14 protein-coding genes are annotated in these 15,237 nt (G+C 71.4%); 8 read left to right on the plus strand and 6 right to left on the minus strand.

The features are described from left to right. Positions 1-80 precede the first annotated feature (80 nt). The 3 genes from ureG to OHS59_RS37700 all read left to right on the plus strand — a co-directional run bounded on the left by ureG (position 81) and on the right by OHS59_RS37700 (position 3,294). Positions 81-764, plus strand: coding sequence for an urease accessory protein UreG (gene ureG / locus OHS59_RS37690; protein ID WP_328497806.1), 684 nt, complete (start codon positions 81-83; stop codon positions 762-764). Further along, a complete protein-coding gene (locus OHS59_RS37695) occupies positions 752-1,525 on the plus strand; it encodes an urease accessory protein UreD (RefSeq protein WP_328497807.1) in 774 nt (257 codons plus the stop codon). The genes ureG and OHS59_RS37695 overlap by 13 nt, the downstream gene beginning before the upstream one ends. A 182-nt stretch (positions 1,526-1,707) precedes the next feature. After that, positions 1,708-3,294, plus strand: coding sequence for an alpha/beta hydrolase (locus OHS59_RS37700; protein ID WP_328497808.1), 1,587 nt, complete (start codon positions 1,708-1,710; stop codon positions 3,292-3,294). 92 nt (positions 3,295-3,386) lie between these two features. On the opposite strand, the gene OHS59_RS37705 is transcribed toward OHS59_RS37700, so the two are convergent. The 3 genes from OHS59_RS37705 to OHS59_RS37715 all read right to left on the minus strand — a co-directional run bounded on the left by OHS59_RS37705 (position 3,387) and on the right by OHS59_RS37715 (position 6,572). After that, positions 3,387-4,454, minus strand: coding sequence for an NAD-dependent epimerase/dehydratase family protein (locus tag OHS59_RS37705; RefSeq protein ID WP_328499513.1), 1,068 nt, complete (start codon positions 4,452-4,454; stop codon positions 3,387-3,389). Positions 4,455-4,525: 71 nt separating this feature from the next. Next, positions 4,526-5,248 carry a lysophospholipid acyltransferase family protein gene (locus OHS59_RS37710; protein WP_328497809.1) on the minus strand — a complete coding sequence of 241 codons (723 nt, stop codon included), beginning with the start codon at positions 5,246-5,248 and terminating at the stop codon, positions 4,526-4,528. Positions 5,249-5,459: 211 nt separating this feature from the next. After that, positions 5,460-6,572 carry an FUSC family protein gene (locus tag OHS59_RS37715; RefSeq protein ID WP_328497810.1) on the minus strand — a complete coding sequence of 371 codons (1,113 nt, stop codon included), beginning with the start codon at positions 6,570-6,572 and terminating at the stop codon, positions 5,460-5,462. 200 nt (positions 6,573-6,772) lie between these two features. Here OHS59_RS37715 and OHS59_RS37720 point away from each other — a divergent pair, with 200 nt between their 5' ends. Next, the gene (locus tag OHS59_RS37720) at positions 6,773-7,957 is read left to right on the plus strand and encodes an alcohol dehydrogenase catalytic domain-containing protein (RefSeq protein WP_328497811.1); all 1,185 of its coding nucleotides are present in this window, start codon (positions 6,773-6,775) and stop codon (positions 7,955-7,957) included. Positions 7,958-8,179: 222 nt separating this feature from the next. Here OHS59_RS37720 and rocD read toward each other — a convergent pair whose 3' ends face one another. The 3 genes from rocD to OHS59_RS37735 form a co-directional block, all read right to left on the minus strand. After that, positions 8,180-9,409, minus strand: coding sequence for an ornithine--oxo-acid transaminase (gene rocD / locus OHS59_RS37725; protein WP_328497812.1), 1,230 nt, complete (start codon positions 9,407-9,409; stop codon positions 8,180-8,182). Continuing rightward, the gene (ddaH, locus tag OHS59_RS37730; protein WP_328497813.1) at positions 9,406-10,227 is read right to left on the minus strand and encodes a dimethylargininase; all 822 of its coding nucleotides are present in this window, start codon (positions 10,225-10,227) and stop codon (positions 9,406-9,408) included. Before ddaH ends, rocD begins: the two co-directional genes overlap by 4 nt. 245 nt (positions 10,228-10,472) lie before the next feature. Continuing rightward, positions 10,473-10,961 carry an Lrp/AsnC family transcriptional regulator gene (locus tag OHS59_RS37735; RefSeq protein ID WP_328497814.1) on the minus strand — a complete coding sequence of 163 codons (489 nt, stop codon included), beginning with the start codon at positions 10,959-10,961 and terminating at the stop codon, positions 10,473-10,475. 88 nt (positions 10,962-11,049) lie between these two features. Here OHS59_RS37735 and OHS59_RS37740 point away from each other — a divergent pair, with 88 nt between their 5' ends. The 4 genes from OHS59_RS37740 to OHS59_RS37755 are packed head-to-tail and all read left to right on the plus strand — an operon-like array spanning position 11,050 to position 15,199. Then, positions 11,050-11,805 (plus strand): LytR/AlgR family response regulator transcription factor, encoded by a 756-nt coding sequence (locus tag OHS59_RS37740; RefSeq protein WP_328497815.1) that lies wholly within the window; start codon positions 11,050-11,052, stop codon positions 11,803-11,805. Between the two features lie 11 nt (positions 11,806-11,816). Then, complete coding sequence (locus tag OHS59_RS37745) at positions 11,817-12,191, plus strand: hypothetical protein (RefSeq protein ID WP_328497816.1); 375 nt, start codon at positions 11,817-11,819, stop codon at positions 12,189-12,191. A gap of 51 nt (positions 12,192-12,242) precedes the next feature. Then, a complete protein-coding gene (locus OHS59_RS37750) occupies positions 12,243-13,988 on the plus strand; it encodes a sodium/solute symporter (RefSeq protein WP_328497817.1) in 1,746 nt (581 codons plus the stop codon). After that, positions 13,985-15,199, plus strand: coding sequence for a sensor histidine kinase (locus tag OHS59_RS37755; RefSeq protein WP_328497818.1), 1,215 nt, complete (start codon positions 13,985-13,987; stop codon positions 15,197-15,199). Before OHS59_RS37750 ends, OHS59_RS37755 begins: the two co-directional genes overlap by 4 nt. Positions 15,200-15,237 lie beyond the last annotated feature (38 nt).

A 15,237-nucleotide genomic window follows, 5' to 3' on the forward strand; every position in this document is an offset into this window, starting at 1 on the left:
GACGGGCTGAAAGACGACCGCCGGACGGGCCGAAGACGAACCCCGGACGGGCTGGAAAGACGAACGTTGGAGTTGTAGTCATGCATCTCGATCATCAACACACCCACGACGGGCCCCTGGCCGTCAGTGCCGATGCTCATCGGGCCGATGGGCGGCGGCGGGCTCTGCGGATCGGGCTCGGGGGGCCCGTCGGGTCCGGGAAGACCGCCACCGTGGCCGCGCTGTGCCGGGCGTTGCGCGACGAGTGGTCGCTGGCCGTCGTCACCAATGACATCTACACGCGTGAGGACGCCGAGTTCCTGCTGCGGGAGGCCGTGCTGCCGCCCGAGAGGATCACCGCCGTCGAGACCGGGGCCTGCCCGCACACGGCGATCCGTGACGACATCTCCGCGAACCTCGAAGCGGTCGAGGACCTGGAGGACGAGGTCGGGCCGATCGATCTGATCCTCGTCGAGTCAGGGGGTGACAACCTCACGGCGACCTTCTCGAAGGGGCTCGTCGACGCGCAGATCTTCGTGATCGACGTGGCGGGCGGGGACGACATTCCGCGCAAGGGCGGGCCCGGGGTCACCACCGCCGACCTGCTCGTGGTGAACAAGACGGACCTCGCCCCGTACGTCGGCTCGGATCTCGGACGGATGGCCGCCGACGCGAAGGCGCAGCGGGGCGAACTGCCGGTCGTGTTCCAGTCGCTGCGGTCCGAGGACGGGGTCAAGGGCGTCGTCGACTGGGTGCGGGAGCAGCTCGCCGCGTGGGCGGCGTGACGGCCGGATCGGCCGGGGTGCGGGCCACCGCGCGGATCGGTGCCCGTCCGGACGGGCGGGGCGGCACCGCGCTCCCCACCCTGGAGGGCGAGGGCCCGCTCGCCCTGCGGCGGACCCGGGCGAGCGGTTCCGAGGCGCGGGTCATGCTGGTCGGCGCGATGAGCGGGCCGCTGGGCGGCGACCACTTCACCGTCATGGCCGAGGTCGCCGAAGGGGCACGCCTGCACGTCGGGTCGGCCGCGGCCACCATCGCGCTGCCGGGACAGGCCAAGGGGGAGGCGCGCTACGACGTACGCCTCACCGTCGGGGAGGGTGGTGAACTGTGCTGGCTTCCCGAGCAGTTGATCTCCGCGGGCAGCAGTGAGCTGTCTGTCACGACTCGGGTCGACCTTGCGGCCGGCGCCCGGCTGACGTTCCGCGAGGAGCAGGTTCTCGGGCGGGTCGGGGAGGAGCCCGGGCGGCTGACGAGCCGGCTCACCGTCATGCTCGACGGGCAGCCCCTGCTCGATCAGGAGCTGTCCTGCGGTCCCGGGGCGCCCGGCGGATGGGACGGGCCCGCCGTGCTGGCCGGGCACCGCGCGCTCGGGCAGCTCCTCGTCGTACGGCCGGAGTACGTGTCGCGGCCCGTCGAGCCGCGGTTGCTGGGGGACAGCGCCGTGCTCACCCCGCTCGCCGGGCCGGGAGCCCTGGTGACCGCCGTCGCCACCGACGCGCTGCGGCTGCGCCGCACCCTCGACGAGGCCTTGCGGCTACTGGGGTGAAGGCCGGTCCGACCGTCGGCCGAAGCATCGGCGAAACGAACATCACCGCTCAACGGACAGAGATGTTCCGGTTATCGGATTGGCAAAGAAGACACATCGCCCCTGTTCTCAGGTACCTCACAGCCGAAAGGATCCCCCGTACTGACCACGACGACAGTAGGGGGAGAACTCTCTTGAGAGGTATGAGAAAGGTGACGGCGTTCGGCTCGGCCGGAGCGCTCGTCACCGCGACACTCATAGCCGGTGCCGTCGCGGCTCCGACGGCCAACGCGGAATCCCGCCACGGTCGGAACAGCCACGTCAGCCAGACGCGCGGCGCCGAGATCGCCGCCGCCCGCGCGGCCAAGGCCGGCATCGACTGGCAGGACTGTCCGGCGGACTGGGGTATCGCGAAGCCCATCCAGTGCGGCTGGGTCACCGTGCCGCTCGACTACGCGAAGCCCGACGGCAAGAAGATCAAGCTCGCCGTCGACCGCATCGGCAACACGGGCACCAAGGCGGAGCGCCAGGGCGCCCTCGTCTACAACCCGGGCGGCCCCGGCGGCTCCGGACTGCGCTTCCCGACCCGGGTCACCAACAAGAACCCGCTGTGGGTGAACACCTCGAAGGCGTACGACTTCGTGGGCTTCGACCCGCGCGGTGTCGGCCACTCGGCGCCCATCTCCTGCATCGACCCGCAGGAGTTCGTGAAGGCGCCCAAGATGGACCCGGTGCCGGACTCCGAGGCCGACAAGCGCGCCCAGCGCAAGCTCGCCGCCGAGTACGCGGACGGCTGCGCCGAGCGCAGCGGCGAGATGCTGCCGCAGATGACGACCCCGAACACCGTCCGCGACCTGGACGTCATCCGGGCAGCGCTCGGCGAGAAGAAGCTCAACTTCCTGGGCGTCTCCTACGGCACGTACATCGCCGCCGTCTACGGCACGCTCTACCCGAACCACGTGCGCCGCATGATCGCGGACAGCGTCGTCAACCCGTCGCGCGAGAAGATCTGGTACGAGGCCAACCTCGACCAGGACGTCGCCTTCGAGATGCGCTGGAAGGACTGGCAGGACTGGGTCGCCAAGAACGACGCGGCCTTCCACCTCGGCGACACCCGGGCCGAGGTCCAGGCCCAGTGGCTGAAGCTGCGCGCCACCGCCAAGAAGAACCCCATCGGTGGTGTCGTCGGCCCGGCCGAGCTCATCGGCTTCTTCCAGAGCGCGCCCTACTACGACTCCTCGTGGGTGCCGGTCGCGACCGTCTTCAGCAAGTACGTCGCCGGTGACACCCAGGCGCTCGTCGACGCCGCCGCGCCGGACCTCACCGACACGGCGGGCAACATCGCCTCGGAGAACGGCAACGCCGTCTACACGGCCGTCGAGTGCACCGACGCCAAGTGGCCCACCAGCTGGAAGAAGTGGGACCGCGACAACAGCAGGCTGCACAAGAACTACCCGTTCATGACGTGGGCCAACGCCTGGCTGAACCTGCCGTGCGCGACCTGGCCCGCCAAGCAGCAGACCCCGGTGAACGTGAAGACCGGCAAGGGTCTGCCGCCCGTCCTGATCGTGCAGTCCACGCGTGACGCCGCCACGCCGTACGAAGGCGCCGTCGAACTGCACAAGCGGTTCAAGGGCTCCCGCCTGATCACCGAGAAGGACGCGGGCTCGCACGGTGTGACGGGGCTGGCCAACCCGTGCGTCAACGAGAAGGTGGACACCTACCTGCTCACCGGCAAGGTCGGCGCGGCCGATGTGACGTGCACGCCGCACGCCACGCCCAAGCCGTAGCGGTACCGGAGTCGGAGGGGAGGGGGCGGCCGTTCCTACGGCCGCCCCCTTCGCACGCTCTGCCTCCTTGCCTCGCTTCTCGCGTTCGTGCCTCAGGCGTCCCGCCCGGCCAGCCAGGCGTCCTCGGCCGCGTAGTCGAAGAGGTCGCCGTACGTCGCGAACATCTTCGGGTACGCCTCCCGCCAGTCCCCGTCGGCCCGCCGGCCCCCGCCGTCCTGTCGGCGCCCGGTCGGCCGGCCCTCGATCCAGGCGATCGTCTCCGGCAGCGTGTCGGCGTACCGCGTCACCGGCCGGTACCCCAACTCCCGCTCCGCCGCCGTCATGTCGCAGACCACCGGATGAGGCACCGACCACGGGGTGTCGCCCACGCCCGGCGCCGGAGGGGGCCCGTCGACCAGGACGGTCTCGGGTCCGGCTCCCATCACGGCGTCGATCGAAGCGGCGATCTCCGCCACCGTGGGCGCGTCGGGGTCCACGGCGTTCAGGACGCGGGTGCCCGGACGCGCGGCGGCCAGCCGGACCAGCTCCGCGACGGTGTGGACGCTCACCGGATGGAAGCGGCTCACGCCCCCGAAGGCGAGGACGCGCCGAGCCCGGCCGTCCAGATTGCGTTTGACGAAATACAGCTCGCGGGGCGTTCGGCAGTGCGGCCCGTGAACGGCGCCCGCCCGCAGCACCGTGGTCGGCAACCGGTCCGCGGCGGCGAGGAGTTCACGCTCAAGCCCCGCCTTGCGGGTGCTGTACGAGGACTCGCCGGGCGTGATCGTCCGTTGGCCCTCCGCCAGGGGCACCGGGTACCGGGGGAACCCGTCCGGCTCGTCCTGCGAGTCGAAGTTACGGCCCTTGTCGTCCTCGTACACCGACACGCTGGAGATCACCACGGCCGATCCGACGCGACCGGCCAGACCCGCCAACTGGCGTGCGTGCTCGGGTCCGTAGGCCACCATGTCCACCAGCACGTCGCAGTCGTCGCCGACGGCGGCGGCCAGGGCGGAGTCGTCGGCGCGGTCCACCCGCGCGGTCCGTACCCCGTCGGGCCAGTCCTCGGGCCGCTCCTCGTCCGGTACGCCGCCTCGCGAGAGAGCCGTCACCTCCCAGCCGTCCCGGGCCAGCGCGCCCACGGCCGCCCGCCCGATCTGTCCCGTCGCCCCGATCACCACAGCTCGTGTCATGGACCGACCGTACGAGCCGCGGACGCCCGGTGCCCGGCGGATCTGCTGCGGGCAGAGCGTCAGCGCAGCGGCATGCGCGGGAACTTGCGCGCCTTCGCCTTCTCGGCCGCCTCCTCCGCCTTCACGTCGGCCGCGTACCGGTCCACGTACTCCTGCTCGGAGAGAGTGAGGATCGCGTACATGATCTCGTCGGTGATGGCGCGAAGGATCGCCTTCTCGTTCTCCATGCCCGCGTAGCGGGAGAAGTCGAGGGGCTTGCCGAAGCGGATCGCCACGGGGTGGATCTTGGGGATCTTCCGGCCCGGGGGCTGGGCCTCGAACGTGCCGATCATCGCGCACGGGATGACGGGCACCTCCGCCCTCAGTGCCATCACCGCGACGCCGACCTTGCCCTTGTAGAGGCGGCCGTCGTGCGAGCGGGTGCCCTCCGGGTAGATGCCGAGCAGCTCGTCCTTGCTCAGCACGCCGAGCCCCTCACGGATCGCCGCCTTGCCCGCCTCCTTGCCGGAGCGGTCCACGGGGATCTGCCCGGCGCTGCGGAAGAAGAACGCCGTCAGCCGGCCCTTGATGCCGGGGCCCGTGAAGTACTCGGCCTTGGCGAGGAACGTGATGCGCCGCTTGAGGATCGCGGGCATCAGGAAGTGGTCCGAGAACGACAGGTGATTGCCCGCGACGATGGCCGCGCCCGTCGCCGGTACGTGCTCCAGGCCCTCGATCCGGGGCCGGAAGACCAGCCGCAACAGCGGTCCCAGGATCACGTACTTGAGAACGTAATAGAACAACGGGTCGCTCCTCGCTTCGCCGGATCGGCTCAACCGCTGTGTTCTAGCTGGTCAAGAGGTGTGCTGCGGGACGCCAGTGTATGTGCAGGCATCGGCCCCTGTAACCGTCCCTGATCGGACTCATGCTGGCCCGCCGAACCCCTGCCGCACCACCCGCCGACGCGCCGGGTGGCTCGTTCCCGACGGCTTTGCACCCTCGGCTCCCACTTGCTCACGGGGCGTCGCGTGAGGTCTCGCCGTCCCATGAGTCGGCCACCGGGGACAGGTCCTCAAGGAGCCGCCGGAGGTCCGTGATCAGACCGTCCAGCGCGGGCGCGGTCCCGGGACGGCCGTCGGCCACGACCGAGGCCAGCCGGTGCTGGGCCGCCGTCGCCGTGTCCAGGGCGCGGTGGCGCTCGTCGGCCGTGCCGTCCCGCGAGTCGAGGACGTCACCGGCCGCCCGCAGCAGCGGCGACAGGATGCCCGGTACGGGGTCGGGGAGCGCGGCGGCCTCGGACAGCGAACGCGTGGCAGCCCTGATGCGCTCGGTGATCCGGTCCCAGGTGAAGTCCCGGTCGGCGGGCGGCGGCGCGGCCGCGGAGGCCGAACGGCGCAGCCTGCGCCCCGGGTTGAAGCGGTCGCTCTCGTCCGACCAGCGTCGCGCGGTCCGCAGTTCCGTCACCACGTCGGTCAGCCGCACCGCGCTGTCGTACCAGCCGCGGGCCCGCTCCTGGTCGTACGACTCCTCGACGCCGTCGGCGACCGTGTGCAGCAAGTAGGCGCAGTCCTGCGGCAGTCGGCCGCGCAGATGGTGGACGCGGCGGGAGTGGACCGGCGGCCGGACACCGGCGTTCACGGCGATTCCGATGGCAGCTCCGAGCAGGGTCTCCAGCAGCCGGTGCATGATGTCGAAGCCGCTGTAGGAGCCGTAGGCGAGGACGAACAGCGCGGCCGTCGGCGCGTAGAGGCCCTGGGTGCCGAGCCGCGCGTAGTTGCCGAGCAGCACCGTCAGGGGCAGCGCCAGCGCCATCGCGGCCATGGTGTTGTGGGTCAGCGCGAGGGCGCCGGCGGCGAGCAGGGTGCCGGTGAGGACCACCACGACCTGCTGCAGGGCGGTCAGCAGCGAACGGTAGACGGTGCTCTGCACCAGGAACAGCGCGGTCCACGGGGCCAGGAGTGCCATCGGCGCGTTCCACCACCAGCCGGCGAGCGCCCAGGCCAGCAGCGCGGCGCCCGCCGCCTTGAGGGACTGGACCGCGGTGTCGCGCTCCGGCCCGGCCTCGGCGAAGCACCGGCGCACCGAACGCCCGACGGCGGCGGCCTCCCAGGTGAGGGCATGCCACACGTGATGTTCCCCTTACTTTCATTGCGCATCGGCGACGACCGCCGGGGAGGCGCGAGGTGTCTCCGGGGGCGCCCGGCCCAGGTACCCACCGTCCGGGGATGCACGCGGGCCGGTCCCGCGGGAGGAGTGTCGGAAAGCGGAGAAAGGGGACTCGGGCGACAGAAGTGGACCACGAACACGATCGCTGGAGGAGTCACACCATGCGTGCACTGACCTGGCAGGGCAAGCGGGACGTCCGGGTGGAGACCGTGCCGGATCCACGCATCGAGAAGCCCGACGACATCATCGTCAGGATCACCTCCACCGGCCTCTGCGGTTCCGACCTCCACCTGTACGAACTCTTCGGACCCTTCATCGACCCCGGCGACATCCTCGGCCACGAGCCGATGGGCATCGTGGAGGAGGTGGGACCGGACGTCACCGCCTTCGCCCCCGGTGACCGGGTGGTCATCCCCTTCAACGTCTCCTGCCGCGACTGTTACATGTGCGACCAGGGGCTCCAGTCGCAGTGCGAGACGACCCAGGTCCGCGAGCGCGGCAGCGGCGCCTCGCTGTTCGGGTACACCAAGCTGTACGGGCAGGTGCCGGGCGCGCAGGCGGAGTTCCTGCGGGTGCCGTTCGGCAACAAACTCCCCATCAAGGTCCCCGAGGGGCCTCCCGACGACCGCTACGTCTATCTGTCGGACGTCCTGCCCACCGCCTGGCAGGCGGTGGAGTACGCGGCCGTTCCGCAGGGTGGCAGCGTCACGGTGCTGGGCCTCGGGCCCATCGGTGACATGGCCACCCGCATCGCCCAGCACCGCGGCGCCGGCCTGGTCATCGGCGTGGACCCGGTCAAGGAGCGTCTCACCCGGGCCAGCGCCCACGGAGTCACGTGCTTCGACGCCCGTATGGACGGCAAGGACCTCGCGGAGGCCGTCCGGGACCTCACCGGCGGGCGCGGGACCGACGCCGTCATCGACGCCGTCGGCATGGAGGCGCACGGGTCGCCGTTCGCCAAGGCGGCCCACTGGCTCACGGGCCTGCTGCCCGACGCCGTGGCGCAGCCGATGATGGAGAAGGTGGGTGTCGACCGCATGGGAGCCCTGTACGCCGGCATCGAGCTGGTGCGCCGCGGCGGCACGCTCTCCATCTCCGGTGTCTACGGCGGCGCGGTCAGCCCGATGCCGCTCCTGACGATGTTCGACAAGCAGATCCAGGTGCGGATGGGGCAGGCCAACGTGTGGCGGTGGGTCGAGGACATCCTGCCGCTGCTCACGGACGAGGATCCGCTCGGTGTGGACACGTTCAAGACGCATGAGATGCCGTTGGAGGACGCGCCCAAGGCGTACGCGATGTTCCAGGCCAAGGAGGACGGGATGGTCAAGACGCTCTTGAAGCCGTGACCGGCCACCGGCCCTCGTTCAGGGGCGCGGGGAACTGCGCGAACGGCCCCCACCGGGCGCACCCGACATACGCCCGCCGCCTGCGGAGGCGGGGGCAGGGCGGTCGTGTCGGCTGCGGGCCGGTGGGGGCTTGTCGCGCCGTTCCCCGCGCCCCTGAAAGCGAAGGACTGCGCCGTTCCCCGCGCCCCTGAAGGCCAAAAGACCGTGCCGTTCCCCGCGCCCCTAGGCCGTGCGCAGCACCGTTTCCAGGGTGCCCAGGGCCGTGCGGAGTTCCTCGTTCGTGATCGTGAGCGGTGGGGCCAGGCGGATGGTCGAGCCGTGGGTGTCCTTCACCAGGATTCCCTCGCGCATCAGCGACTCGCTGATCTCGCGGCCCGTACCGATGGCGGGGTCGATGTCGACGCCCGCCCACAGGCCCCGCGCCCGGAAGCCCTGTACGCCCTTGCCGACGAGGGCCGCCAGACCGTCCCGCAGCACGACGCCCGCCTCCTCGGCCCGGCGCTGGAACTCGCCGGTCTCCAGCAGCTCCACCACCGCCGAGCCGACCGCCGCGGCCAGCGGGTTGCCGCCGAACGTCGAGCCGTGCTCGCCCGGCCGCAGCACCTGGAGCACCTCCCGCCGCGCGACCACCGCGGAGACCGGCACGATGCCACCGCCGAGCGCCTTGCCGAGCAGCACCATGTCCGGGACGACACCCTCGTGCTCCACGGCCAGCGTGCGGCCCGTGCGCCCGAGGCCCGACTGGATCTCGTCGGCGATGAACAGGCACCCCGTCCGCCGGGTCAGCTCGCGGACACCCCGCAGATAGCCGTCGTCCGGGATGACGACTCCCGCCTCGCCCTGGATCGGCTCGATCAGCACGGCCGCCGTCGTCTCGTCGATCGCCGCTTCGAGCGCGGCGAGGTCGTTGTACGGGACCACGCGGAACCCCGGCGTGAAGGGGCCGAACCCCGCACGGGCGCTCTCGTCGGTGGAGAAGCTGACGATCGTCGTCGTACGGCCGTGGAAGTTGTCCGCGGCCACCACGACGGTCGCTCGGTCGGCGGGGACGCCCTTCACGTCGTACGCCCACTTGCGGGCCACCTTGATGGCACTCTCCACGGCCTCGGCGCCGGTGTTCATCGGCAGCACCATGTCCAGACCGGTCAGCCGGGCCAGCGACTCGGCGAACCCGGCCAGCCGGTCGTTGTGGAAGGCGCGCGAGGTCAGCGTCAGCTGGTCGAGCTGACGGTGCGCGGCCTCGATCAGGGCCGGGTGGCGGTGCCCGAAGTTGAGGGCCGAGTAACCGGCCAGCATGTCGAGGTAGCGACGGCCCTCGACGTCCTCGACCCAGGCGCCCTCGGCGCGGGCGACGACCACGGGCAGCGGGTGGTAGTTGTGCGCGAGGACGGGCTCCTCGGCCCGGATCAGCTCGGCGGACGAGCGCAGGGAACGGCTGGGCGCGACAGTCATGAGCGGATCTCCTGGGTGCAGCACTTGATGCCGCCGCCGGCCTTCTGGAACTCCGAGAGGTCGACGGGGACGGGAACGTAGCCGTGGCGGTCGAGCTCGCCCGCGAGGGCCTCGGCGCGCGGCGCGATGAAGACGTGGCGGCCGTCCGAGACGGAGTTCAGCCCGAACACCATCGCGTCCTCGTGAGTGGCGATCACCGCGTCAGGAAAGAGTAGGCGGAGCACCTCGCGGCTGCCCGCCGAGAACGCCTCGGGGTAGTACGCGATGTTCGCCTCGGGGCCGTCGTCGAGCACGAACAGCGCGGTGTCGAGGTGGTAGAAGCGGGGGTCCACCAGCGTGAGGCTGACCGTGGGGACGCCGAAGAACTCCTGCGCCTCGTGGTGGGCGGCCCGTGCCGTACGGAATCCGGTGCCCGCCAGGAGGACGCGGCCGACGAAGACCAGGTCGCCCTCGCCCTCGCACACCGACTCGGGCTGGTGGACGTCGAAGCCCGCGTTCTTGAACCACGTCTCGTACGCGGTCGACTCCGGGCGGCGCTGCGGGGCGTGGAAGAGCGAGCCGAAGACCCGGCCCGCCACGACCAGCGCCGAGTTCGCGGCGAAGACCATGTCCGGCAGACCGGCGACCGGCTCGACGCTGTCGACGGTGTGGCCGTGGGCGCGGTAGGCGGAGATCAGCTCCGCCCACTGGCCCCGGGCCAGCTCGACGTCGACCTGTGTGTCCTCACGCATCCAGGGATTGATGGCGTACTGCACGGCGAAGTGTCTGGGTTCGCAGACCAGAAACCGTCTGGTACGCGGCACACGGCTCATGGGCACAGAGGGGTTCCTCCGCTTTCCTGAGGTGTCGGGTGGGATGCCTCAACGGTAGAAAGCGGGGGAGCGGCGCGACAAGAATCAGAAATTGCGCGCTGCCGAAGAAATGCTGCGTCTTGGGCCCGTTCGGCGCACGATCGATGCGCGGTTGACCCGAAAGAGTGGAAGAAGAACCGGACCCTCGCCCTCCGACGAACTCACGCCTCCCCGCCCGCGGTCACCCACGCGTCCCCCGGGTCCCGCCGGGCTCACGCCTCCGGAGCCGGCTGGTTCGCCCCCGCCTCCGGGCTCTCCGGCAGCAGATGGGACAGCACCATGAAGCTGACCGTCTTGCGGATGAACGGCTCCACCCGGATCCGTTCAAGCACCTCCTCGAAGTGCTCCACGTCCCGGGCCCGCACATGCAGCAGCGCGTCCGCCCCACCCGTCACCGTCATCGCGGCCGTGATCTCCGGATGGTTGCGCACCACCTCGGCGAGGCGCCGCGGCGGCGCCGCGCCCTCGCAGTACACCTCCACATAGGCCTCCGTACGCCAGCCCAGCGCGGCCGGTTTCACCGTCGCCGTGAACCCCGTGATCACGCCCGTCTCGCGCAGCCGGTCCGCCCGGCGCTTGACCGCCGTGGCGGACAGCCCGATCGCCGCACCGATCTCGGCGAAACTCGTGCGGGCGTTCGCCATCAGAGCGGTGACGATCTTCCGGTCGAGATCGTCGAAGGAAGCGGACGTGGGTCTCATGCGGGCACTGTATCCAGCGGCGATCCGGCCACCACGACCTTGCCCGCCGCATGTGCAGACGTACGAATTGCTCCTACACTCCGGGTTCATGCTGCGCGCCCTCGCCGTCGACGACGAACCGCCCTCCCTCGAGGAACTGCTCTATCTGCTGGACGCCGATCCACGGGTGAGCAGTGTCGAAGGCGCGAGCGACGCCACGACGGCGCTGCGGCGCATCAACCGGGCCCTGGACAGCGGCCCCGGCGGCGACGAGGGCATCGACGTCGTCTTCCTCGACATCCACATGCCGGGGCTCGACGGACTCGACATGGCGCGGCTGCTCGCCGGGTTCGCCAAGCCGCCGCTCGTCGTGTTCGTCACCGCCCACGAGGGATTCGCCGTCCAGGCCTTCGACCTCAAGGCCGTCGACTACGTCCTGAAGCCGGTCCGCAGGGAACGCCTCGCCGAGGCCGTCCGCCGGGCCGTCGAGCAGATGGACGCGGCCCCGCTGATACCCGTGCACGAACCCGACCCGGACCACATATCCGTCGAGCTCGGTGGGGTCACCCGCTTCGTCGCCGTCGAGGACATCACCCATGTCGAGGCCCAGGGCGACTACGCGCGGCTGCACACCGACCAGGGCAGCCATCTCGTCCGCATCCCCCTGTCCACCCTCGAAGAGCGCTGGCGCTCGCGCGGTTTCGTCCGCATCCACCGCCGCCATCTCGTCGCTCTCGGTCACATCAGCGAGCTCCGCCTGGACGCGGGTACCGTGAGCGTCCTGGTCGACTCGGTCGAGCTCCAGGTCAGTCGCCGTCACGCACGAGAACTGCGGGACCTGCTGATGCGCCGGACCGCGAGCTGAGGAGGCCGGAGTTGCCCCACGACCCCACCGACCGCCGGGTCGCCAACGACCGCCGGGTCGTCGTCACCGGCCCGCCGCGTCGTACCCGCCCGCTGAGCCGCTACCGGCCGCGTACCGAGATCGACGAGCAGACCACGCTCGGCCACACCTACGTCCGCTCCCTGATGCGCAGCCAGTTGCGGGCCGCGCTCACCGTCTTCGCCGTGCTCGTCCTCCTCGTGGGCCCACTGCCCCTGGTGTTCACCGCGCTGGGAGACAGTTCGAGCCTCGAATGGATCGTGCTCGGCTTCTGCATCTACCCGCCGCTGGTGCTGCTCGCCCGTTGGTACGTGCGCCGCGCCGACCGCAACGAGAAGGACTTCGTCCGCCTCGTCGAGGACCGCTGAGCCCGTGGACGACCGGCCCGTCAAGGATCAGCGCGTGAGCGAGAACCGCCCGTGAACGAGAACTACGCCGTCCCGGCGGTCGCCCTCGTGGTCGTCGCGACCGTCTTCGTCGGCGCCTTCGGCCTGCGCATATCCCGCACCACCTCCGACTTCTACGTGGCCTCCCGCACGGTCGGCCCCCGCCTGAACGCGGCGGCCATCAGCGGCGAGTACCTCTCCGCCGCCTCCTTCCTCGGCATCGCGGGCCTCGTCCTCGTCCAGGGCCCGGACATGCTCTGGTACCCCGTCGGCTACACCGCCGGCTATCTCGTCCTGCTGATCTTCGTCGCGGCCCCGCTGCGCCGCTCCGGCGCGTACACCCTGCCCGACTTCGCCGAGGCCCGGCTCGCCTCGCAGGGCATGCGCCGGCTGGCCGGAGCCTTCGTCGTCGGCGTCGGCTGGCTGTACCTCCTGCCCCAGCTCCAGGGCGCGGGACTGACGCTGAACGTGCTCACCGGGGCGTCCAAGTCCCTCGGCGGCGTCATCGTCGCGGTCGTCGTGGTGGCGACCGTCGCCGCGGGCGGCATGCGCAGCATCACCTTCGTCCAGGCCTTCCAGTACTGGCTCAAGCTCACCGCCCTGCTCGTCCCCGCGCTCTTCCTCGTCCTCGCCTGGCAGGACGACGGGGCGCCGCGCCACCCCTTCGACGAACCGGCCATGTTCCGCGAGCACCGGGTCGTACGCGTCGACGCCGGACTCGACCTGAAGCTGGACCGGCCGCTCACCGTCACCGCGGACGGCACGGTCGACGACGTCCGCTACGAGAGCAAGCGGGTCCGGCTGCCCGCGGGCGTCCACCGCATCGAGGGGGGCACCCGGCTGTCCTTCGCCAAGGGCGACCCCGTGCCCGTCGCCGACCGCGGCAGCAACGGCGGCATGTCCACCTCACTCGCCGCCGGCCGCGAGGAACGCCCGCTGTACGCCACGTACGGGCTGATCCTCGCGACCTTCCTCGGCACCATGGGGCTGCCCCACGTCGTCGTCCGCTTCTACACCAGCCCGCACGGCGTGGCCGCCCGCCGCACCACCGTCGCCGTGCTGGTGCTGATCGGCTTCTTCTACCTGCTGCCCCCGCTCTACGGCGCGCTGGGCCGCCTGTACGCCCCCGAGCTGACCCTGACCGGTGACGCCGACGCGGCCGTCCTGCTGCTGCCCGACCGGGTCATCGGCGGGCTCGGCGGGGACCTGCTCGGCGCGCTGGTGGCCGGCGGGGCCTTCGCCGCGTTCCTGTCCACGGCGTCGGGCCTCACCATGGCCGTGGCGGGCGTGCTGACCCAGGACGTCCTGCCCTCGCGCGGCGTACGGCACTTCCGGCTCGGTACGGCCCTCGCCATGATCGTGCCGCTCGCGGCGAGCATGCTCGTGGGCGGACTGCCGGTCGCCGACGCCGTGGGACTCGCCTTCGCGGTGTCCGCCTCCTCGTTCTGCCCGCTGCTCGTCCTCGGCATCTGGTGGCACCGGCTCACCCCGCCCGGCGCCGCCGCCGGGATGCTCGTCGGCGGCGGCTCGGCGCTCCTCGCGGTCGCGGCCACGATGGCCGGCTTCCCGGGGACGGGCTCGCTGCACGCACTCCTCGCCTGGCCCGCGCTGTGGTCGGTGCCGCTGGGCTTCCTCACGATGGTCCTGGTGTCCCTGGCGACACCCGGCCGCGTACCGGTCGGGACGGCGGCGATCCTCGCCCGCTTCCATCTGCCGGAGGAACTGGCCGGGGGACAGGTACGTACGGAGGCCAAGGACACCAGGGAGATCAAGGCATGAGCGGATTCCTGGCGGGACTCTGCGTGGCCGTGCTGCCGCTGCTGGCGGTCGGCTTCTGGTTCGGCCGGCGCACCGCGCGCTCGCCGGGCCCCGGAGACCTCGGCACCCCCGTCGAGCACGCCACCTTCGAGACCCTGCACACCGCCTCGCTCGCCGCGCCTCCGCTGCGCGCGGGCCTGACCGGCGAGACGGCCCGCAAGTCCGCGCGACGGCTGCGCACGCTGCTCGGCACCGACGCGCTCTGCCTCACCGACCAGGACACCGTGCTGGCCTGGGAGGGCGCGGGCGAGCACCACCGCGAGCAGATCATGGAGCGGATCGGCGGCCCCCTGGAGACCGGCCGCGGGGAGGCCTTCCGCCTCGTCTGCGACGAGCCCTACTGCCCGCTGCGCTGGGCCGTCGTCGCACCCCTCACCGTCGACGACCGGGTGTACGGGGCACTCGTCGCCTGCGCGCCCCGCGAGTCCGCCGTGCTCGTGCGGGCCACCGGAGAGGTCGCCCGCTGGGTGTCGGTCCAACTGGAACTCGCCGATCTCGACCAGTCCCGTACCCGGCTGATCGAGGCCGAGATCAAGGCGCTGCGGGCCCAGATATCCCCGCACTTCATCTTCAACTCGCTCGCCGTGATCGCCTCGTTCGTGCGCACCGACCCCGAGCGGGCCCGTGAACTCCTCCTCGAATTCGCCGACTTCACCCGCTACTCGTTCCGCAGGCACGGCGACTTCACCACCCTCGCCGACGAACTGCACGCCATCGACCACTACTTGGCGCTGGTCCGGGCCCGCTTCGGCGACCGGCTCGCGGTCACCCTGCAGATCGCCCCCGAGGTGCTGCCGGTGACCCTGCCCTTCCTCTGTCTGCAGCCGCTCGTCGAGAACGCCGTCAAGCACGGCCTGGAAGGCGGTCCGGGCAACGTAGACAAGAGCCGCATCAGCATCACCGCGCAGGACGCGGGGGCCGAGGCGCTCGTCGTCATCGAGGACGACGGCCCGGGCATGGACCCCGGCCGGCTGCGCCGCATCCTGGCGGGCGAGGCCAGCCCCTCGGACGGCATCGGTCTCTCGAACGTCGACGACCGGCTGCGGCAGGTCTACGGGGACGACTACGGCCTCGTCATCGAGACCGCTCCGGGCGCGGGCATGAAAATCACCGCCCGGTTGCCGAAATACCAGCCGGGCGTGCACTCGGCGGGGCTGCTGGCCCGCGAATGACCCGCTCGCGATCGAGGCACCCACCATCGGGTCCCGCG

Origin of the sequence: Streptomyces sp. NBC_00414 (genome assembly GCF_036038375.1) — a bacterium.
Taxonomy (GTDB): Bacteria; Actinomycetota; Actinomycetes; order Streptomycetales; family Streptomycetaceae; genus Streptomyces.

Bases quoted from the DNA above. Each gene is read 5' to 3' on its own strand.
- OHS59_RS37735 (WP_328497814.1), bottom strand. From the start codon at position 10,961: ATGAGACCCACGTCCGCTTCCTTCGACGATCTCGACCGGAAGATCGTC.
- OHS59_RS37740 (WP_328497815.1), top strand. From the start codon at position 11,050: ATGCTGCGCGCCCTCGCCGTCGACGACGAACCGCCCTCCCTCGAGGAA.
- ureG (WP_328497806.1), top strand. From the start codon at position 81: ATGCATCTCGATCATCAACACACCCACGACGGGCCCCTGGCCGTCAGT.
- OHS59_RS37700 (WP_328497808.1), top strand. From the start codon at position 1,708: ATGAGAAAGGTGACGGCGTTCGGCTCGGCCGGAGCGCTCGTCACCGCG.
- rocD (WP_328497812.1), bottom strand. From the start codon at position 9,409: ATGACTGTCGCGCCCAGCCGTTCCCTGCGCTCGTCCGCCGAGCTGATC.
- OHS59_RS37755 (WP_328497818.1), top strand. From the start codon at position 13,985: ATGAGCGGATTCCTGGCGGGACTCTGCGTGGCCGTGCTGCCGCTGCTG.
- OHS59_RS37720 (WP_328497811.1), top strand. From the start codon at position 6,773: ATGCGTGCACTGACCTGGCAGGGCAAGCGGGACGTCCGGGTGGAGACC.